This window comes from Streptomyces sp. TS71-3, from assembly GCF_018327685.1.
GTDB lineage: Bacteria > Actinomycetota > Actinomycetes > Streptomycetales > Streptomycetaceae > Streptomyces.
Genome location: NZ_BNEL01000003.1, coordinates 1,867,858 through 1,887,782, shown reverse-complemented (window position 1 = coordinate 1,887,782; position 19,925 = coordinate 1,867,858). Strand labels below are relative to the sequence as shown.

Here is a 19,925-nt window from a genome sequence, read left to right as displayed (position 1 = left end):
CGCTCGGCGCCGGGGCGCGCTGCCGCGCGCCGGGGGCCGTCGGGGGGCGGGGATACCTCCGACGCCCTTCAGGCAGTGGGGACAGCGGTCCGAAGACGGCAGCGACTGCCCCCTCGGGCCGGTGACGACCTGACGGTGTCGTCGTGGCTTGTCGCGCAGTTCCCCGCGCCCCTTTTCGGCGCTGCGCGCCCCCCGCACAGGCTGCCCCCTCGGGACGGTGACCACCCGACGGTCCGTCGTGGCTGGTCGCGCAGTTCCCCGCGACCCTCAAAAGGGCGCTGCGCGCCCTCTCGGGGCGGCCTCCGCAGATGGGCAGCCAGCTCAGCCCAGTCGATAAGGGGCGCGGGGAACTGCGCGAGCAAGCCCCACCGGCCGGTGGCCGGAAACGAGACCGCAAGGGGCTGGGCCCGGTGGCCCGCCGCAGGCGCTGTGGAGCTCGGGAAGGAGAGACCCTTACCGGAAACGCCCCCGTTTCGCCTCGGATGCCGCGCGCCCCTGCGCGCCCCGCATCTTCCACTGGCGTCGCAGCTCCGCGCGCACCCGCGCGTCGGTCTTCGCGACGATCCGCTCGTTCTCGCGCAGCAGCTTGCGGTACGAGTCCAGGCGGCGCTGTGCCAGGGATCCGTCCGCCACGGCGGCCAGCACCGCGCAGCCCGGTTCCGCGGTGTGCGCGCAGTCGTGGAAGCGGCAGGACTCGGCCAGCTCCTCGATCTCCGAGAAGACCTGTCCGACGCCGGTCTCGGCGTCCCAGAGCCCCACGCCGCGCAGCCCGGGCGTGTCGATGAGGACGCCCCCGCCGGGCAGGGCGAGCAGATTGCGGGTCGTGGTGGTGTGCCGGCCCTTGCCGTCCGCGTCGCGAACCGCCTGGACCTCCATCACGTCCGTACCGAGCAGCGCGTTCGCGAGGGTGGACTTGCCCGCGCCCGACTGGCCGAGCAGCACGCTGGTGCCGCCCGCGACCAGCGCGCCGAGGACGTCCACCGCCTCGCCGGTGGCCGCGCTGACGGGCAGCACCTGCACGCCGGGCGCCGAGAGCTCGACGTCCTGCACGAGGTGCGCCCGGATCACCGGGTCCTCCACCAGGTCGGCCTTGGTGAGCACCAGGACCGGCTGGGCGCCCGACTCCCAGGCGAGCGCGGTGAACCGTTCGACGCGGCCGAGGTCCAGCTCGGCGGCCAGGGAGACCGCGATGAGGGCGTGGTCGACGTTGGCCGCGAGGACCTGTCCCTCGGACCGCCGGGAGGAGGTCGAGCGGACGAAGGCCGTGCGGCGCGGCAGGTAGGTGCGGACGAACCGCGGGTCGCCGTCCGGGTCGACGGCGGCCCAGTCGCCGGTGCAGATCACCCGCGTCGGGTCGTCCGGGGTGACGAAGGAGGTGTCGGCGCGGACGAGGCCGCCGGGCGTGAGCACGTCGCACTGGCCGCGGTCGACCCGCACCACCCGCCCGGGCACCAGGCCCTCTGCGGCGTGCGGGGCGAAGGCGGTGGCCCAGGCGTCGTCCCAGCAGTACGGGGCGAGTGCGGAAGCAGAATCGCCAGGGGTGTTCACGTGGTCGTTCAAGGGGAGGCCCTTCACGAAGGGTGGCCCCGGCGCCGCGCGCACGAGCGCGCGGCGGAACGCTGCTCAGGCAGCGCGGAGAGGTCGGCCGGGGGCCACGGGAGTGGACGGGATGAACTTCCGGATGCGGGCAGCGCCCATCACAACGACAGCCATCGGTCACACCTCCCTGTCCTGCGCTCGGCCTACCGGTCACGCCCGGCGCGGCGGCCCTCGGCCACCGCGCGGAACGCCCGCAATCTAGCCCGCCGGTCCACGCCGGGCCAACCGGTTTTCCGCCGGGACCCGGCCCAAGGCCACCCGGCGCCGGCACCCGGCACCCGCTCCCTCCGGGTCACCTGCCCCGGGATCAGTCCTCGGCCACGTCCTCGTCATGCGGCAGGCTGTCCATGAACGAGCTGACCGAGAACACCGCGCGCCCCGCGCCGGGCCGGCCGTATCCGGGCGGGGAGGACAGGCCGTACTCGTCCATCGTGGCCCGGTAGGCCTGCAGCAGCCGGATGTGGTACTCCAGCGGCGCGCCCTGCGGGTTCGCCTTGCCCAGCGGGGTGGTGGGCTCGGGGCACCAGGTGGTGAAGCGGGGCGTGATGCCGCGGGACATGAAGAAGTGCAGGCCCTCGGTGGTGGAGTCGATCGCCTCGTCGACCGTGGTGAAGCCGAACGGCTCGGCCATCTCGACGCCCGCCACGAAGTTGGGGATGACGTTGCGCGGCCCGAACACCTCGGCGGAGTCCAGGATGCGGCGGTGCCACTCGTCGCGGCCGACGTAGCGCTCCTTGCCGGGGCAGAACAGCTCGAAGAGGCGGCGGTCCCACACCTCGAAGTTGGGGTGGTAGATCTGCACGCCGAAGTCCTTGAACCGCTGCACGTCCGCCTTCGGCAGCGCCTGGGCGACGACCTTGCCGATCCAGCGGCCGGGGAAGCGCTCCTCGATGGCCTCGGCGTACTGGCCGTAGAACTCGGCCTCGTCCTTGCCGCCGATGTGGCTGGTGATGGCGCCGCCGGTGAGGGTGTACGCGGTGGACGCCTTCGCGGTGTCGTACCGGTCGATGATCTCCAGCGCCTCCAGCACCTCCTCGACGGGCTTGACGCCGGTGTAGGGGCGCCCGGCCGCCTTGTGCTGGCGCCAGTTGTGGTTGATGTCGCAGTACTGGCACTCCTCCTTGGCGCCGAAGTACTGGCAGACGCGGAAGACGGTCAGGTAGATCAGGTAGCCCCACTGGATGGTGGGGGCGACCTCCATGACCGACTTTCCGTTGGCGAGGGTGTGCCGGTAGTAGTCCGGCATCGGCGGCACGCCGACGTCCGCGATGCGCCGGCCGTCGAGGTAGAGCCCGAGCATGCCGTCGTCCCCCGCGGCCACGCGGTAGGGCGAGGACGGGTTCACCCGTACCGACACGACGGTGCGGCGCAGCTCGTAGGGGCCGCCGGTGAGGACGATCTCCTCGGGCGGGCGGCGCAGGGCGGCCTCGCCGAGCTCGGGCAGCGTGCCGTGGTCGAAGGAGAAGATGAAGTACGACTTGGGCTTGACCTCGCCGTTCTCGTTGTCGCTGAGCGCGGATTCGTCGAACGCGACACCGCCGCGCAGCAGGTCCTCCTTCAGGACGGCCTCCCGCGGCACCCCGGGGAACCGCTCCATCAGGCTCTCGACCAGAGCGGTGCGGCGCTCCTCGCCCTTCGGTGACGCCTGCGGCCCTGTGTCCGTGACACTCATCGCTTCTCCTCGCTGCTGCGGTGTGCGCGGTCCTTGCTCGTGCCCGTGCACGCGTCTCACGGTATGCCCCCTCATCCGGCGCTCGGGGCCCCACCACCGGCAGAGGGCCCGGACATGGCCAAGACCACCCATCCCGGACGGCAAAACGGGACGAAGAGCCGCCCGAAAGGGGCGCGAGCGCGAGCCCGCATGACCGCCGGCCGCCTCCGTGGCGGAGAATGTGGCCGAACCACGCGCACGAACGTGCGCACCGTCTCACCGAGGGGCTTGGATGAGCGACGGCATACCGGCCGTGACGAACTGGGCGGGCAACATCACGTTCTCCGCACGTGAGGTGTCCTCACCCGGTTCTCTCGGCGCGCTGCGCGAGCTGGTGGCGGCGAGCAGACGGGTCCGCGTGCTGGGCAGCGGGCACTCCTTCAACGAGATCGCGGACACGGACGGCGTGCTGCTGTCGCTGGCCGAGCTGCCGCCCGAGGTCGACGTGGACACCGCCGCGCGGGCGGTGCGGGTCTCGGGCTGGCTGCGCTACGCGGAGCTGGCCCGCCGGGTCCACGCGCACGGCTTCGCGCTGCACAACATGGCCTCGCTGCCGCACATCTCCGTGGCGGGCTCCGTGGCCACCGGCACCCATGGCTCGGGGATCGCCAACGGCTCGCTGGCCTCGGCCGTCCGCGAGGTGGAGATGGTCGCGGCGGACGGCTCGACGCTCACGCTGCGCCGCGGCGACGACCGCTTCGACGGGGCCGTCGTGTCGCTGGGCGCCCTCGGCGTCGTGACGGCCCTCACACTCGACCTGGAGCCCGCGTACGAGGTGCGCCAGGACGTCTTCACCGGGCTGCCGCTCGCGGAGCTGGACTTCGAGGCGGTGGCCTCGGCCGCTTACAGCGTGAGCCTGTTCACGGACTGGCGTGCGCCCCGCTTCAACCAGGTCTGGCTGAAGCAGCGCCTGGACGGTGCGCGCCCCGGGGACGCGCCGGCGCCCGACTTCCCCTGGGCGCCGCCCGCGACCGAGCCGCAGCACCCGGTTCCGGGCATGCCCGCCGAGAACTGCACCCCCCAGCTCGGCTCGGTCGGCCCCTGGCACGAGCGGCTGCCGCACTTCCGTGCCGAGTTCATGCCGAGCAGCGGGGCCGAGTTGCAGACCGAGTACCTGCTGCCGCGCGGCCACGCCCGGGCCGCGCTGGACGCGCTCGACGGCATCCGCGAGACGCTCGCGCCGGTGCTCCAGATCTGCGAGGTGCGCACGGTCGCCGCCGACCGCCAGTGGCTCAGCCCGGCGTACGGCCGCGACACCGTCGCCCTGCACTTCACCTGGGTGAAGGACACCGCCGCCGTGCTGCCCGTCGTCGCGGCCCTTGAGGAGAGCCTGGCGCCGTTCGACGCCCGGCCGCACTGGGGCAAGGTCTTCACCCTCACCCCCGAGACGCTGGGCGCCCGCTACCCGCGGCTCGGCGACTTCGCCGCGCTCGCCACGGACGTCGACCCCTCCGGGACGTTCCGCAACCCGTTCCTGGACCGGATCCTGCCCGCCCCCGGCGCCTGATCCCGGGGCCGTGCCGCCCCGGTCCCCCGGCCGTGGCGGCACGGCCCATCGGCGCAGGCAGCGCGATCCCCCGGCCGGGGACTTGATACACGCGGGCCGCTCGGGTGGGGTGGTGCCGTCACCGTTCGAATGAGGAGACCGATGGCCATCCCGCACGACTCCGCCTCCGCCGCCCAGGGCCCCGCCGGGGGCACCGAGGGCACCCGCCGTGACACCGTCCCGGAAGCCCCCGCCCCCGGCGCTTCCGCGCTCCCGTACCACGAGGACGTCTCGCCGGGCCGCGGCTGCCTGCCGCCGCGCGCCTGGTACGCCGGCGCCGCCGCCGCACTCTCCCTGAACGGCGACTGGCTCTTCCGGCTCGCCGCCACCGCCGACGCCCACGACACCGCCTTCGCCGAGCCGGGCCACGACACGTCCGGCTGGTCCACCGTCGCGGTCCCGGGGCACTGGGTGCTGCAAGGCGACGGCGCGTTCGGGGCCCCGGCCTACACCAACACGAACTACCCCTTCCCGGTGGACCCGCCGCGGGTGCCCACCGAGAACCCCACCGGTGACCACCTGCGCACCTTCGACCTGCCGCAGGACTGGCCCGAGGGGCCCGCGGTGCTCAGGTTCGAGGGTGTGGAGTCCTGCGCCAGGGTCTGGCTCAACGGCACGGAGCTGGGCGAGTTCAAGGGCTCCCGGCTGCCCCACGAGTTCGCCGTCGACGCGCTGCTGAAGCCGGCCGGCAACGTCCTCGCGGTCCGGGTCCACCAGTGGTCGTCCGGCTCGTACCTGGAGGACCAGGACCAGTGGTGGATGCCGGGCATCTTCCGCGAGGTGGCCCTGCTGCACCGGCCGGACGGCACGGCCGCCGACTTCTTCGTGCACGCCTCCTACGACCACCGCACCCGCGAGGGCACGCTGCGCGTGGACGCCTCCGTGCCGGGCCGGGTGACGGTGCCGGAGCTGGGCGTCGACTGCGCGGCCGGGGACAGCGTGACCGTCCCGGTGGAGCCCTGGACGGCGGAGACGCCGAGGCTGTACGACGGCGAGCTGGCCACCGACGGCGAGCGGATCCCGCTGTGCGTCGGCTTCCGCACGGTCGTCGTCGAGGACGGCGTGGTCAAGGTCAACGGCCGGCGGATCCTGCTGCGCGGCGTCAACCGCCACGAGTTCCACCCGGAGACCGGACGCAGCGTCGACGCGGAGACCATGCGCCGCGACGTGCTGCTGATGAAGCAGCACAACATCAACGCCGTCCGCACCTCCCACTACCCGCCGCACCCGTCGTTCCTGGCGCTCTGCGACGAGCTGGGCCTGTGGGTGATCGACGAGTGCGACCTGGAGACGCACGGCTTCAACCGGGGCGGCTGGCGGCGCAACCCGGTCGACGACGAGCGCTGGACCCCGGCCCTGCTGGACCGCGCCGCCCGCATGGTCGAGCGCGACAAGAACCACCCGAGCGTGGTCTTCTGGTCCCTCGGCAACGAGTGCGACAGCGGAGTTGGCCTGACGGCCATGGCCGAGTGGATCCGCGAGCGCGACCCGGACCGCCTGCTGCACTACGAGGGCGACCGGTCCAGCAAGGACACCGACGTCTACTCGCGGATGTACGCGGACCACGCCGAGGTCGACGAGATCGGCCGGCGCGCCGACGAGGGCCCCGAGCGGCGCCGCGAGCTGCCGTTCATCCTCTGCGAGTACGCGCACGCCATGGGCAACGGGCCGGGCGGGCTGCTGGAGTACCAGCGGCTCTTCGAGAAGTATCCGCGCTGCCAGGGCGGCTTCGTCTGGGAGTGGATCGACCACGGCCTGGCCCACCCGCGGTTCGGCTACGCCTACGGCGGCGACTTCGGCGAGGAGCTGCACGACGGCAACTTCGTCTGCGACGGCCTCGTCTTCCCCGACCGCACCCCGTCGCCGGGCCTGGTCGAGTTCAAGAAGGTGATCGAGCCCGTCCGCATCGACGGCGGCGGCGCCGCGGGCACCGTCCGGATCGCCAACGGGCACGACTTCGCCGACCTGTCCCACCTCGCGTTCACCTGGTCGTACGAGGTCGACGGCGAGACCGTGGCGAGCGGTGACCTCAAGGTGCCCCCGCTCCTGCCCGGCGAGAACGCCGAGGTCGAGCTGCCGGAGGTGCCCGGCGCGGCGCCGGCGGACGGCGGCGGCGAGCGGAACTGGACGGTACGGGCCGCGCTCGCCCGGGACACCGACTGGGCCGTGCAGGGCCATACGGTCGCCTGGGGCCAGGTCGCGGCGACCCCGCGGGAGCCCGTCGCGCCGGCGCGCGGCGCCCGCCCGGTCCGGACGGCCGCCCCGGACGGCGGCGAGCTGCTCACGCTCGGCCCGGCCGTCTTCGACGCGCACACGGGCAGCCTGCGCCGGATCGGGGACGTCCCCGTCGAGGCGCCCCGCCTGGACATCTGGCGGGCACCCACGGACAACGACGACGGCTCCCCGGGCGGCCCGCCGGCCACCCGCCTCGGGACGCTCTGGCGCCACCTCGGCCTGCACCGGGTGCACCACCGGCTGGACGGCGTGAGCGCCGGCGAGGGCCCCGACGCCGCCCTCGTCGTGCGCACCCGGGTGGCCCCCGCGGCGACGCAGGTCGGCCTGGCCACCGAGTACCGCTGGACCTCGGACGGCACCGCCCTCACCCTCACCGTCTCCGTCACCCCCGAGGGGGACTGGCGGGTGCCGCTGCCCCGGCTGGGCATCCGCTTCGGCGTCCCCGCGGACTACGAGCGGGTGACCTGGTTCGGCGGCGGGCCCGGCGAGGCGTACCCGGACACCCGGACGGCCGCGCGGCTCGCCCGCCACACGGCCACGGTCGAGGAGTTCCAGACGCCGTACGTGCACCCGCAGGAGAACGGCGCGCGCACGGACGTCCGGTGGGCTGAGTTCACCGGCGGCCCGGGCACCCTGAGGGTGGCGGCCGAGCCCGCGTGCTTCCTCACGGCGCGCCCCTGGACGGCGGAGGAGCTGGACGCCGCCCGCCACCGGACGGACCTCGCCCCGGGGCCCACCCTCTGGATCAACCTGGACCACGGCATCCAGGGCATCGGCTCCCAGTCCTGCGGCCCCGGGGTCCTGCCCGGGTACGAACTGAAGGCGGAGCCCGCGGAGTTCTCGTTCACCTGGTCGGTCGGATCCTGAGGGGCGCGGTGGACGGTCGCTAGTGCCGGCCGCGGCGGTGGGGGCCGTCGTGGCCGGCGTGGTCCTGGCCGGTGCCGTCCTGGCGGGTGCCGTCCTGCCGGTCGTGGCCGTCCCCGGAACGGGGCGCGTCCTGGTCCCGGTGGCCGGGGTCGTGCTTGGGGCGGCCCCGGCGGGCGTGGGTGCGCAGGCGGGAGGTGATGTCCTCGGGCGGCAGGAACTTCGACCAGCGCTCGGGGAACTCTGAGGGCATGGGCGGCTCCTTGGCTTCCGCGCCCTCCTCGCCCTCCGCGCCGTCCTCCCCCGGCTCGCCGTCGCCGCCGAGCGCCCGGTGGGCCGCCCACCAGGCGCGGTACTCGGAGGTGAGCGCGGCGCGCGCCCGGTCCTGCGCGGCGCGGGCCGCGGCCGTGGCCACCGACGGCCAGACGCGGTCGAGCGCGGCGTTCACGGCGGCGCCGACGAGCACGGCGAAGGCGGAGACGCCGATCCACAGCAGGACGGCGACGGGCGCGGCGAGCGAGCCGTAAATGGTCGGCCCCTCCACGGTGTTGGTGAGGTAGATCCGCAGCAGGAAGCTGCCGAGCACCCACATGGCGAGGGCGACCAGCGCGCCGGGCATGTCCTCCACCCACGCCGAGCGCACGGGCACGGACACGTGGTACAGCGTCGTCAGGAAGACCACGGACAGGACGATCACGACGGGCCAGTACAGGACCCGCACCACCGTGGTGGACCAGGGCACGATCTGCACGACCGCGTCGGGGCCCGCCACCATCAGCGGCAGGGCGATCGAGCCGATCAGCAGCGCGACGATGAACAGGCCGAAGGAGAGCAGCCGGGTCTTCACGATGCCGCGGACGCCGTCCAGGCCGTACATGACGGTGATGGTGTCGACGAAGACGTTCACGGCGCGCGAGCCCGACCAGAGGGCGAAGACGAAGCCGATGGAGATGATGTCCGGCCTGCCGCCCCTGGTCACGTCGTCCAGGATGGGCCGGGCGATCTCCCGCACGCCCTCGTCGGACAGGACGGTGCGGGACGCCTCCAGGATGTTCTTCTCCAGGCCGGCGATGGTGTGGGCGCCCGTCCAGGCGTCGACGTAGCCGAGCAGCCCGATGATGCTGAGAAGCAGCGGCGGCACGGACAGCAGCGTGAAGAAGGCGGCCTCGGCGGCGAGGCCGAGGATGCGGTACTCCATGCAGGAGGTGACGGTGTCCTTCAGCAGCAGCCAGGCGGTTCTGCGCATCGAGACGTTCCGGTACAGGGCACGGGCGCGGCCTAGTCGGCCGGACGGCTCTGCAGGTGTTTCCTTTGCCTGGTGCACCTCCTTACCGTATCGGCATGGCAGCACCTACCCACACAGTGACCAACCAGCCTCCGCCGCTGGTCGGATATGACGTCTTCGCCGCCGACCGGGCCCTTGCGGAAGCCGTGCGCCGGCACCTCGATCCGGAGCTCGCCGAGGAGGCCGCGGCGGAGCTCTCCCAACTCGGCCGGGCGGCCGGCTCGGCGCAGGCGCAGGAATGGGGGACGCTCGCCAACGAGTTCCCGCCGCGGCTGCGCACCCATGACCGCTACGGCCACCGGATCGACGAGGTGGAGTTCCACCCGTCCTGGCACCGGCTGCTCGCCAAGGGCGTCTCGGCCGGCCTGACCGCCGCCTGGTCCCGGCCGGGCGGGCATGTGCGGCGTGCCGCCGGCTTCCTGGTGTGGTCGCAGGTCGAGGCGGGGCACGGCTGCCCGCTGTCGATGACGCACGCCGCGGTGCCCGCGCTGCGCGCCGAGCCGGAGCTGGCCGCCGAGTGGGAACCCCGGCTGACGTCGACGATCTACGACGAGGAGTTCAAGCCCGCGGCGCAGAAGGCCGGCGCGCTCTTCGGGATGGGCATGACGGAGAAGCAGGGCGGCAGCGACGTGCGGGCCAACACGACCCGCGCCGAGGCGCTGTCCGCCGAGGGCGAGTACCTGCTGACGGGGCACAAGTGGTTCTGCTCGGCACCGATGTCGGACGGCTTCCTGGTGCTGGCCCAGGCCGGGTCCGCGGCGGGGTCCGGGGGCCTGACGTGCTTCCTGGTGCCGCGGGTGCTGGCGGACGGCGAGCGGAACGTGTTCCGGATCCAGCGGCTCAAGGACAAGCTGGGCAACCGCTCGAACGCCTCGTCGGAGGTCGAGTTCGACGGCACGTGGGCGCGCCGGGTGGGCGAGGAGGGCCGGGGCGTGCGGACCATCATCGAGATGGTCGCGGCCACCCGCCTCGACTGCGCGCTGGGTGCCGCGGCGCTGATGCGGCAGGCGGTGGCGCAGGCCGTGCACCACTGCGCGTACCGGGAGGCGTTCGGCGGGAAGCTGATCGACAAGCCACTGATGCGGAACGTCCTCGCCGACCTCGCCCTGGAGTCCGAGGCGGCGACGGTGCTCGCCATGCGGCTGGCCTCCGCGTACGACAGCGACGACCCGCACGAGAAGCACCTGCTGCGGATCGCCGTGCCGGCCGCCAAGTACTGGATCACCAAGCGCTGCACGCCGATGGTGGTGGAGGCGCTGGAGTGCCTGGGCGGCAACGGCTACGTGGAGGAGTCCGGCATGCCGCGGCTGCTGCGCGAGTCGCCGCTGAACTCGATCTGGGAGGGCTCCGGCAACGTCCAGGCGCTGGACGTGCTGCGCGCGATGCAGCGCGAGCCGGCGGCGATGAACGCGTTCCTGGAGGAGATCGGCCGGGCGCGCGGCGCGGACCACCGCCTGGACGGCGCCGCGAAGGACCTGCTGACGGAGCTGGGCGACCTGGAGAACATCGAGGCGCGGGCCCGGCGCCTGGTGGAGCGCATGGCGCTCGTTTTGCAGGGCTCCCTGCTGGTCCGCTACGCGCCCCCGGCGGTCGCGGACGCCTTCTGCGCCTCCCGCCTCGGCCGCGACCAGGGCAGCGCCTTCGGCACCCTGCCGGCCACCCTGGACCTCGCCTCGGTGGTCGACCGTGCCCGCCCCGACGGGGAGCCGGGTCCCGAGGGCGCCTGAGCGCGGGGGCCGTTCCCGCCGGTGAAGCCGACGTGGGGGTGGTGCCGCGCCGACACGGCACCACCCCCACGGTTCCGCTCCGAGAAGGCGGGCGGCGTGCCGCCGAAAGGCGACACACCGTCAGCTTCATCGACCCCCAGCCCGGCCCGCCAGGGTTGCAGGAGGTTGCAACTCGCCGGTCCCGCTCCCGGAAACGGGCACATCCCGGACCCGTTCCGGCGGCACGATGGACACCGGGCGCGCTCCCCCGCACACCGTGTACACCGGCCTCGCCCCGCACCGGGGCCTCGGGCTTCATGGAGAGGGCCACGTGGCACAGGCACAGCACATCGATCCGACCAGGTTGACGGCCCGGGACGCCGGACGGGCCGCACGCCAGCTCAAGGAGGCCCGCGCCGCCGTGCTCTCCGGCCGCCGGGCCCGGCTGCTGCCCCGTCCGGTGATCGGCGAGTCGTGGGCCCGCACGCTGCGCGGCGGCGTGGACCCGGACCGCACGCCGGTGCCCGGGCTGCTGACCCTGGAGGAGCTGGAGACCCGCCGCAGGCGCACCCCGCTGGGCGAGGTCCTTCCCGTGCTCCGCGAGTGCCTGCTGCCGGTGGCGGAGACGGCGCAGCACATCATGGCCGTCTGCGACGCCGAGGGCCGGGTGCTCTGGCGGGAGGGCGGCGCCCCGGTGCTGCGGATGGCCGACGGCATCGGGCTGGCGGTCGGCGCCGACTGGCGCGAGACGGTCGTCGGCACGAACGGCATCGGCACCCCGCTCGTGGTGCGGCGCCCGGTGCAGGTGTTCTCGGCCGAGCACTTCGTGCGGGGCCTGCACCGCCTGAACTGCGCCGGCGCCCCGATCACCGACCCCAGGGACGGCAGGCTGCTCGGGGTCGTGGACATCAGCGGCCCGGTGGACAGCCCGCACCCGGCGATGCTGGCGCTGGTCGGCTCGGTGGCGAAGCTGGCCGAGGCCCGGCTGCGGGAGCGGCACGCGGCGGCGCTGGAACGGCTGCGGGCCCTCGCGGCGCCCCTGCTGGCCCGCATGCGGGGCCGGGCGCTGGTGGTGGACCTGGACGGCTGGACGGCCGCGGTGACGGGCATGGCCCCGGTCGACCGCCTGGTGCTGCCCAAGTCCTTCGGCGCGGGGCTCAGCCGGCTGCCCGCGCTGGGCATGTGCGCGGTGGAGCCGCTGCCGGGCGGCTGGCTGGTGCGGGCGGAGGCCGGCCGGGAGCGCCTCGACACCCGGGTGGTGCTGGACCTGCGCGACCCGCGGTGCTCGTGGGTGACGGTCTCGGGCGGTGCGGGCGAGTGGACGCACGAGCTGACCCCGCGCCACGCCGAGCTGCTGTACCTGCTGGCGGCGCACCCCGCCGGGCGCACCGCAGCCGAGCTCGCCGCGGACATGTTCGGGGACGCGGCGCGCACGGTGACGGTGCGGGCGGAGCTGTCCCGGATCCGGCGCTACCTGACGGCCCTGCTGGAGCACCGCCCGTACCGGTTCCGCGCGGACACCGAGGTGGGCCTGCTGCTGCCGGACCGTCCGGCGGACCTGCTGCCGCACTCGACGGCGCTCACGGTGCGCAGGGCGCGGGCCGCCGGGGCCCGGTGAGGTCCGCCCCCGTCCTGTGTGCCACGCCGCACCGCCGGCATCCGGCACGGTCGAGGTCCTCCCGCGAGACCACATAGCGAGACCAGTTCGTCCACATCGTGGATATAGGTGGACTGACCCGAGACCCGCGTGCCAACCTTCCCTCATGTCTGGAGCTGGAATTCTGTTGGTGAGCCGGCGGCACGTCGACCTCGGCCGCATGTCCAGCGCCATCTGTCCGGCGGGCTGATAGTCACAGCACCGCCGCTTCTTTCGTGTCCACGGGACACCCCGCCCTCGCAAGGCGACTGCGCAGCGCCGCGCCCGTATGCCCGCACACACCCGCACGTGCCCGTATGCGCAGGTCAAGCCGCCTGCCTGTCCAAAGGACGTACCACCATGGCTACCACCCCACGAAAGCCCGGTGCCGCGCCGCACCGCAAGGCGACCCGCCACCGCGGTGAGGGCCAGTGGGCCAAGGGCCACTTCACGCCGCTCAACGCCAACGAGCAGTCGAAGAAGGACGACGACGGTCTCAACGTCCGGACACGTATTGAGACGATCTACAGCAAGGCCGGCTTCGACTCCATCGACGGCGCCGACCTCCGCGGGCGCATGCGCTGGTGGGGCCTGTACACCCAGCGCAAGCCCGGCATCGAGGGCGGCAAGACGGCGATCCTGGAGCCGGAGGAGCTGGACGACCGCTACTTCATGATGCGGGTCCGCATCGACGGCGGGCGGCTCACCACGCAGCAGCTGAGGGTCATCGGCGACATCTCCGCGGAGTTCGCCCGCGGCACCGCCGACATCACCGACCGGCAGAACATCCAGCTGCACTGGATCCGCGTCGAGGACGTCCCGGAGATCTGGCGCCGCCTGGAGGGCGTGGGCCTGTCCACCACCGAGGCCTGCGGCGACGTGCCGCGTGTGATCCTCGGCTCACCGGTCGCGGGCATCGCCGAGGACGAGATCGTCGACGGCACCCCGGCGATCGAGGAGATCCACCGCCGCGTCATCGGCAACCCGGCGTACTCGAACCTCCCCCGCAAGTTCAAGACCGCCGTCTCCGGCTCCCCGCTGCTGGACGTCGCCCACGAGATCAACGACGTGGCGTTCGTCGGCGTGCGGCACCCCGAGCACGGCCCCGGCTTCGACGTCTGGGTCGGCGGCGGCCTGTCCACCAACCCCAAGATCGGGCAGCGCCTCGGCGCCTGGGTGCCGGTGGAGGAGGTCGCCGACGTCCACGAGGCCGTCGTCGCCGTCTTCCGCGACTACGGCTACCGCCGCCTGCGCACCCGCGCCCGCCTGAAGTTCCTGGTCGCCGACTGGGGCGTGGAGCAGTTCCGCAAGGTGCTGGAGGACGAGTACCTGAAGCGGCGGCTGATCGACGGCCCCGCACCGGACCAGCCGCTGGAGCGCTGGCGCGACCACGTGGGCGTGCACCGCCAGAAGGACGGCCGCTACTACGTCGGCTTCGCACCGCGCGTCGGCCGCGTCGACGGCACCCTGCTCACCAAGATCGCCGAGCTGGCCGAGGAGCACGGCTCCGGCCGGGTGCGCACCACCGCCGAGCAGAAGATGCTGGTGCTCGACGTCACCGAGGACCGCGTCGACTCCCTGGTCGAAGGCCTGGAGGCGCTGGACCTGAGCGTGCGCCCCTCGCCGTTCCGGCGCGGCACGATGGCCTGCACCGGCATCGAGTTCTGCAAGCTCGCCATCGTCGAGACCAAGGCGCGCGGCGCGGGGCTCATCGACGAGCTGGAACGCCGCCTGCCGGAGTTCGACGAGCCCATCACCATCAACCTCAACGGCTGCCCGAACGCCTGCGCCCGCATCCAGACCGCGGACATCGGCCTCAAGGGGCAGCTCGTGCTCGACGAGCACGGCGAGCAGGTGGAGGGCTACCAGGTGCACCTGGGCGGCGCCCTCGGCCTGGAGGCGGGCTTCGGCCGCAAGGTGCGCGGGCTGAAGGTCACCGCGCAGGAGCTGCCCGACTACGTGGAGCGCGTCCTGCGCCGCTACCTGGAGGACCGCGAGGACGGCGAGCGGTTCGCCACCTGGGCGGGGCGCGCCGAGGAGGAGGCCCTGTCGTGAGCGAGCGAGCCGCGCCCTTCTACTGCCCGTACTGCGGTGACGAGGACCTGCGCCCGAGTGAGCAGGGTCATGGCGGCGCCTGGGAATGCGCGGCGTGCAACCGAGCCTTCCAACTGAAGTTCCTGGGCCTGCTGGCCCGGGGGCTGACGCGCGACACGAGTGTCGACGGGATGGGGAGGAACGGGACATGACCACGGTCTCCGCTCAGGGACGGGCAACGGGCGAACTCAGGGAGCTGGCGGAGCGGGCCGGCCGCGACCTCGAAGAGGCGTCCGCGGCCGAGATCCTCTCCTGGGCCGCCGAGACGTTCGGCGGGCGCCTGTGCGTGACCTCCTCGATGGAGGACGCGGTGGTCGCCCACCTCGCCTCCCGGGCGCTGCCCGGCATCGACGTCGTCTTCCTCGACACCGGCTACCACTTCCCGGAGACCATCGGGACCCGCGACGCCGTCGCGGCCGTCCTCGACGTCAACGTGATCACGCTGACCCCGCGACAGACGGTCGCCGAGCAGGACGCGCAGTACGGGCCCCGGCTGCACGACCGCGACCCGGACCTGTGCTGCCGGCTCCGCAAGGTCCAGCCCCTGGAAGAGGGCCTTGCCGGGTACGACGCGTGGGTCACCGGGCTGCGCCGCGACGAGTCGCCGACCAGGGCGGGCACTCCCGTCGTGGCCTGGGACGAGAACCGGCAGAAGGTGAAGGTGTCCCCCATCGCCCGCTGGACGCAGGACGACGTGGACGCCTACATCGAGGAGCACGGCGTGCTGACCAACCCGCTGCTGATGGACGGCTACGGCTCCGTCGGCTGCGCGCCCTGCACCCGGCGGCTGCTGGAGGGCGAGGACGCCAGGGCCGGCCGCTGGGCGGGCCGCGCGAAGACCGAGTGCGGGCTGCACGGATGAGCCGCCACTCTCATGACGACGCTGACGACGGGGAGAACGACGTGACCGGAGCCACCATCTGGCTCACCGGCCTGCCGAGCGCCGGCAAGACCACCATCGCCAGGGAGCTCGCCGGGCGGCTGGAGGGCGAGGGGCACCGCGTGGAGGTGCTGGACGGCGACGAGATCCGCGAGTTCCTCTCCGCGGGGCTCGGCTTCAGCCGTGAGGACCGGCACACCAACGTGCAGCGCATCGGCTTCGTCGCGGAGCTGCTCGCCAGCCACGGCGTGAAGGTGCTGGTTCCCGTGATCGCGCCGTACGCGGACAGCCGCGAGGCCGTGCGCAAGCGCCACCAGCGCGAGGGCACCCCCTATGTGGAGGTGCATGTCGCCACACCGGTCGGCATATGCTCCGCACGCGATGTCAAGGGGCTCTACGCCAAGCAGGCCGCGGGTGAGATCACCGGCCTGACCGGGGTTGACGACCCCTACGAGGAGCCCGACTCGCCCGACCTGCGCATCGAGTCGCAGCACCAGACGGTGCAGGAGTCGGCGACCGCGCTGCACGGGCTGCTCAGGGAGAGGGGCCTCGTGTGAGGGCGCCTGAAGAAGCAACCGAGAGGGGTGCCTCGTGACCACGGTCGCAGAGGAGGCCGACAGCCCGTACGCGTTGAGCCATCTGGACGCGCTGGAGTCGGAGGCGGTGCACGTCTTCCGCGAGGTGGCCGGCGAGTTCGAACGTCCGGTGCTGCTGTTCTCCGGCGGCAAGGACTCGATCCTGATGCTGCACCTGGCGATGAAGGCGTTCGCGCCGGCGCCGGTGCCGTTCGGACTCCTGCACGTGGACACCGGCCACAACTTCCCCGAGGTGCTGGCCTTCCGGGACCGCACGGTCGAGCGGCACGGGCTGCGGCTGCACGTCGCCTCCGTGCAGGAGTACATCGACGCCGGGAAGCTGCGCGAGCGCCCGGACGGCACCCGCAACCCGCTCCAGACGCTGCCGCTGACCGAGGCCATCCGCGAGCTGCGCTTCGACGCGGTGTTCGGCGGCGGCCGGCGCGACGAGGAGAAGGCCCGCGCCAAGGAGCGGGTGTTCTCGCTGCGGGACGAGTTCTCGCAGTGGGACCCGCGGCGCCAGCGGCCCGAGCTGTGGCAGCTCTACAACGGCCGGCACGCACCCGGCGAGCACGTCCGCGTCTTCCCGCTCTCCAACTGGACCGAGCTGGACGTCTGGCAGTACATAGCCCGCGAGCAGGTCGAGCTGCCCCCCATCTACTTCGCACATGAGCGCGAGGTCTTCCAGCGCGCCGGCATGTGGCTGACCGCGGGCGACTGGGGCGGCCCCAAGGACGGCGAGCCCGTGGAGAAGCGCAAGGTGCGCTACCGCACCGTCGGCGACATGTCGTGCACCGGCGCCGTCGACTCCGGCGCCGACACGCTCGACGCCGTCATCGCGGAGATCGCCGCGTCCCGGCTCACCGAGCGCGGCGCCACGCGCGCCGACGACAGGATGTCCGAGGCCGCCATGGAGGACCGCAAGCGCGAGGGGTACTTCTAGACATGACCAGCACGGACCACCTCGCCGAGAACCTCGCCGACCTCTCGGCCACCACGCTGCTGAGGTTCGCCACCGCCGGCTCCGTCGACGACGGCAAGTCGACCCTGGTGGGACGGTTGCTGCACGACAGCAAGTCCGTCCTCACCGACCAGCTCGAAGCCGTCACACGGGTCTCGCAGGGCCGCGGCCAGGAGGCACCGGACCTGGCGCTGCTGACGGACGGGCTGCGGGCGGAGCGCGAGCAGGGCATCACCATCGATGTCGCCTACCGCTACTTCGCCACCCCGCGGCGCCGCTTCATCCTCGCCGACACCCCCGGGCACGTGCAGTACACCCGCAACATGGTCACCGGCGCCTCCACGGCCGAGCTGACGGTGATCCTCGTCGACGCCCGCAACGGCGTCGTCGAGCAGACCCGCAGGCACGCCGCCATCGCCGCGCTGCTGCGCGTCCCGCACGTCGTGCTCGCCGTCAACAAGATGGACCTCGTCGACTACGAGGAGCGGGTCTTCGCGCGGATCGCCGAGGAGTTCACGGCCTACGCGCTCCAGCTCGGCGTTCCGGAGGTCACCGCGATCCCGATCTCGGCGCTGGCCGGCGACAACGTCGTGGAGGCGTCCGCGACGATGGACTGGTACGGCGGCCCCACGGTGCTGGAGCACCTGGAGACCGTGCCCGTCAGCCACGACCTCGCCGTCCCCCAGCCTTCGGCCGGGGGTGCCCCCAGCCACGCACGCCTGCCGGTGCAGTACGTGATCCGCCCGCAGACGTCCGAGCACCCCGACTACCGCGGCTACGCGGGCCAGATCGCGGCCGGCGCCTTCCGCGTCGGGGAGCGGGTGACGGTGCTGCCGTCCGGGCGCACCTCCACCGTGTCGGGGATCGACCTGCTCGGCACGCCGGTCGACGTCGCCTGGACGCCGCAGTCCGTGACGCTGCTCCTCGCGGACGACATCGACGTCTCGCGCGGCGACCTGATCGTGCCCACCGACGACGCGCCGCCGACCACGCAGGACGTCGAGGCCACCGTCTGCCATGTCGCCGACCGGCCGCTGACCGAGGGCCATCGGGTGCTGCTGAAGCACACGACGCGGACGGTGAAGGCGATCGTCAAGGAGATCCCGTCGCGGCTGACGCTCGACGACCTGTCCCAGCACCCCGCCCCGGGCCGGCTCGTCGCCAACGACATCGGGCGGGTGAAGGTCCGCACGGCGGAGCCGCTCGCGATGGACGCGTACGAGGACTCCCGCCGCACCGGTTCCTTCCTGCTGATCGACCCGGCCGACGGCACCACCCTCGCGGCCGGCATGGCGGGCAACGCCTTCGCCGCCGAGCACACCGTCGTGGCCGAGCCCGACGCCGACGGGTGGGACTTCTGACCATGATCGTCATCGACGTCTTCGCCACGTTCGCCAAGGAGGGCGGCCGCATCGGCAGCGGCGCCCTCGGCAGCGGGCAGGGCGGAGTGGCGCGATGTGCGGGCTGACCGTCCCGCACCTCCCCCACTGCCCGAGCAACGCGGCAAGGGTGCCCTCTGCCTGCACCAGTCCCCACCGACTGCCACCGCACCGCCTGCGACGAAGACCTGACGATCTCCTGGCCGCGTCCCCTCATCCCCCTACCTGAGGGACGCGGGCCCGGGACAACCAGAGGACACCCCCGTGCCTGCTTCCCTGCTCCCCACGCGAGCCCGTTCCACCGGGTCATCGCCGTTCAGCGCCCGCCGCTCGCGCGCCTTCACCGCGCTCGCCCTGCTCGCCGCCACCGCCACCGCCTGCGGCTACGGCTCCAAGGCCGCCGACACCTCGCACGAGGCCAAGGCGCAGGGCAAGAAGCTCTCCGCCGACACCGTCCGGATCGGCTACTTCCCCAACCTCACCCACGCCACGGCGCTGGTGGGCGACGAGAAGGGCTTCTTCCAGAAGGAGCTGGGAGGCACCAAGGCCTCCTACGCGCAGTTCAACGCCGGGCCCTCGGAGATCGAGGCGCTGAACTCCGGCTCGATCGACATCGGCTGGATCGGCCCCTCCCCCGCCATCAACGGCTACACCGCCTCGAACAGCAAGAGCCTGAAGATCATCGGCGGATCGGCGTCCGGCGGCGTGAAGCTGGTGGTCAACCCCGCGAAGATCAAGTCCCTCAAGGACATCAAGGGCAAGAAGATCGCGACCCCGCAGCTCGGCAACACCCAGGACGTGGCGTTCCTGAACTGGATCGCCGAGCAGGGCTGGAAGGTCGACGCGCAGAGCGGCAAGGGCGACGTGTCCGTGGTCCGCACGGACAACAAGATCACTCCGGACGCCTACCGGTCCGGGTCCGTCGACGGCGCCTGGGTGCCCGAGCCGACCGCGTCCAAGCTGGTCTCCGAGGGCGCGAAGGTCCTGCTCGACGAGTCCACGCTGTGGCCGCAGAAGAAGTTCGTGATCACGAACGTGATCGTGTCGCAGAAGTTCCTGGCGGCCCACCCCGACGTCGTCGAGGCGGTGCTGCGCGGCTCGGTGAAGAGCAACGCGTTCATCTCCCAGCACCCCGACGAGGCCAAGCAGGCCGCCAACGCCAAGCTCAAGGAGCTCTCCGGCAAGGCCCTGCCCGCCGACCAGATCGACCCGGCCTGGCAGTCCATCCGCTTCACCGACGACCCGCTGGCCTCGACCCTGAACGCCGAGGCCGACCACGCAGTCAAGGCCGGGCTGCTGAAGAAGCCCGACCTCAAGGGCATCTACGACCTGGCCCCGCTGAACAAGGTGCTGAAGGCCGAGGGCAAGCCCCCGGTCAGCGCCGCCGGCCTGGGCGCCCAGTAAGTGAGCCATCGCGCCTTCCCGTGCCCGCCGGGCCGGGGAGGACCCCATCG

15 protein-coding genes are annotated in these 19,925 nt (G+C 73.0%); 12 read left to right on the top strand and 3 right to left on the bottom strand.

Going from position 1 to position 19,925, the window contains the following annotated elements; genetic code table 11:
* Positions 1-453 precede the first annotated feature (453 nt).
* Both rsgA and Sm713_RS32160 read right to left on the bottom strand, forming a co-directional pair.
* On the bottom strand, positions 454-1,560 hold the full coding sequence (gene rsgA, locus Sm713_RS32165; protein WP_249416828.1) for a ribosome small subunit-dependent GTPase A: 1,107 nt from the start codon (positions 1,558-1,560) through the stop codon (positions 454-456).
* 346 nt (positions 1,561-1,906) lie between these two features.
* Positions 1,907-3,271: a radical SAM protein gene (locus Sm713_RS32160; RefSeq protein ID WP_212913488.1), complete on the bottom strand. Its 1,365-nt coding sequence runs from the start codon at positions 3,269-3,271 to the stop codon at positions 1,907-1,909.
* Positions 3,272-3,542: 271 nt separating this feature from the next.
* Here Sm713_RS32160 and Sm713_RS32155 point away from each other — a divergent pair, with 271 nt between their 5' ends.
* Both Sm713_RS32155 and Sm713_RS32150 read left to right on the top strand, forming a co-directional pair.
* Positions 3,543-4,817 (top strand): D-arabinono-1,4-lactone oxidase, encoded by a 1,275-nt coding sequence (locus Sm713_RS32155; protein WP_212913487.1) that lies wholly within the window; start codon positions 3,543-3,545, stop codon positions 4,815-4,817.
* 141 nt (positions 4,818-4,958) lie between these two features.
* Entirely contained in the window at positions 4,959-7,958 is a 3,000-nt protein-coding gene (locus Sm713_RS32150; RefSeq protein WP_212913486.1) for a glycoside hydrolase family 2 TIM barrel-domain containing protein, read from the top strand.
* 19 nt (positions 7,959-7,977) lie between these two features.
* Here the strand turns inward: Sm713_RS32150 and Sm713_RS32145 are convergent, their stop codons facing one another.
* Complete coding sequence (locus Sm713_RS32145) at positions 7,978-9,279, bottom strand: YihY/virulence factor BrkB family protein (RefSeq protein WP_212913485.1); 1,302 nt, start codon at positions 9,277-9,279, stop codon at positions 7,978-7,980.
* Positions 9,280-9,296: 17 nt separating this feature from the next.
* On the opposite strand from Sm713_RS32145, the gene Sm713_RS32140 reads away from it, so the two are divergent.
* The 10 genes from Sm713_RS32140 (at position 9,297) to Sm713_RS32100 (ending at position 19,875) form a co-directional block, all read left to right on the top strand.
* Positions 9,297-10,967, top strand: a complete 1,671-nt coding sequence (locus Sm713_RS32140; protein WP_212913484.1) for an acyl-CoA dehydrogenase family protein — start codon at positions 9,297-9,299, stop codon at positions 10,965-10,967.
* A gap of 328 nt (positions 10,968-11,295) precedes the next feature.
* The gene (locus tag Sm713_RS32135; protein WP_374196135.1) at positions 11,296-12,564 is read left to right on the top strand and encodes a GAF domain-containing protein; all 1,269 of its coding nucleotides are present in this window, start codon (positions 11,296-11,298) and stop codon (positions 12,562-12,564) included.
* 145 nt (positions 12,565-12,709) lie between these two features.
* A complete protein-coding gene (locus Sm713_RS41810) occupies positions 12,710-12,793 on the top strand; it encodes a putative leader peptide (protein ID WP_374196134.1) in 84 nt (27 codons plus the stop codon).
* 149 nt (positions 12,794-12,942) lie between these two features.
* Positions 12,943-14,637 (top strand): nitrite/sulfite reductase, encoded by a 1,695-nt coding sequence (locus Sm713_RS32130; RefSeq protein ID WP_212913482.1) that lies wholly within the window; start codon positions 12,943-12,945, stop codon positions 14,635-14,637.
* On the top strand, positions 14,634-14,828 hold the full coding sequence (locus tag Sm713_RS32125; protein ID WP_212913481.1) for a hypothetical protein: 195 nt from the start codon (positions 14,634-14,636) through the stop codon (positions 14,826-14,828). Before Sm713_RS32130 ends, Sm713_RS32125 begins: the two co-directional genes overlap by 4 nt.
* On the top strand, positions 14,825-15,538 hold the full coding sequence (locus Sm713_RS32120; RefSeq protein WP_212913480.1) for a phosphoadenylyl-sulfate reductase: 714 nt from the start codon (positions 14,825-14,827) through the stop codon (positions 15,536-15,538). The genes Sm713_RS32125 and Sm713_RS32120 overlap by 4 nt, the downstream gene beginning before the upstream one ends.
* Positions 15,535-16,113 carry an adenylyl-sulfate kinase gene (gene cysC, locus Sm713_RS32115; protein ID WP_212913479.1) on the top strand — a complete coding sequence of 193 codons (579 nt, stop codon included), beginning with the start codon at positions 15,535-15,537 and terminating at the stop codon, positions 16,111-16,113. The genes Sm713_RS32120 and cysC overlap by 4 nt, the downstream gene beginning before the upstream one ends.
* Positions 16,114-16,147: 34 nt before the next feature.
* Positions 16,148-17,074 carry a sulfate adenylyltransferase subunit CysD gene (gene cysD, locus Sm713_RS32110; RefSeq protein WP_212913478.1) on the top strand — a complete coding sequence of 309 codons (927 nt, stop codon included), beginning with the start codon at positions 16,148-16,150 and terminating at the stop codon, positions 17,072-17,074.
* Between the two features lie 2 nt (positions 17,075-17,076).
* Positions 17,077-18,453, top strand: coding sequence for a sulfate adenylyltransferase subunit 1 (locus Sm713_RS32105; RefSeq protein WP_212913477.1), 1,377 nt, complete (start codon positions 17,077-17,079; stop codon positions 18,451-18,453).
* A 282-nt stretch (positions 18,454-18,735) separates the two neighbouring features.
* On the top strand, positions 18,736-19,875 hold the full coding sequence (locus tag Sm713_RS32100) for an aliphatic sulfonate ABC transporter substrate-binding protein (RefSeq protein ID WP_374196098.1): 1,140 nt from the start codon (positions 18,736-18,738) through the stop codon (positions 19,873-19,875).
* The last annotated feature ends 50 nt before the right edge of the window (positions 19,876-19,925 follow it).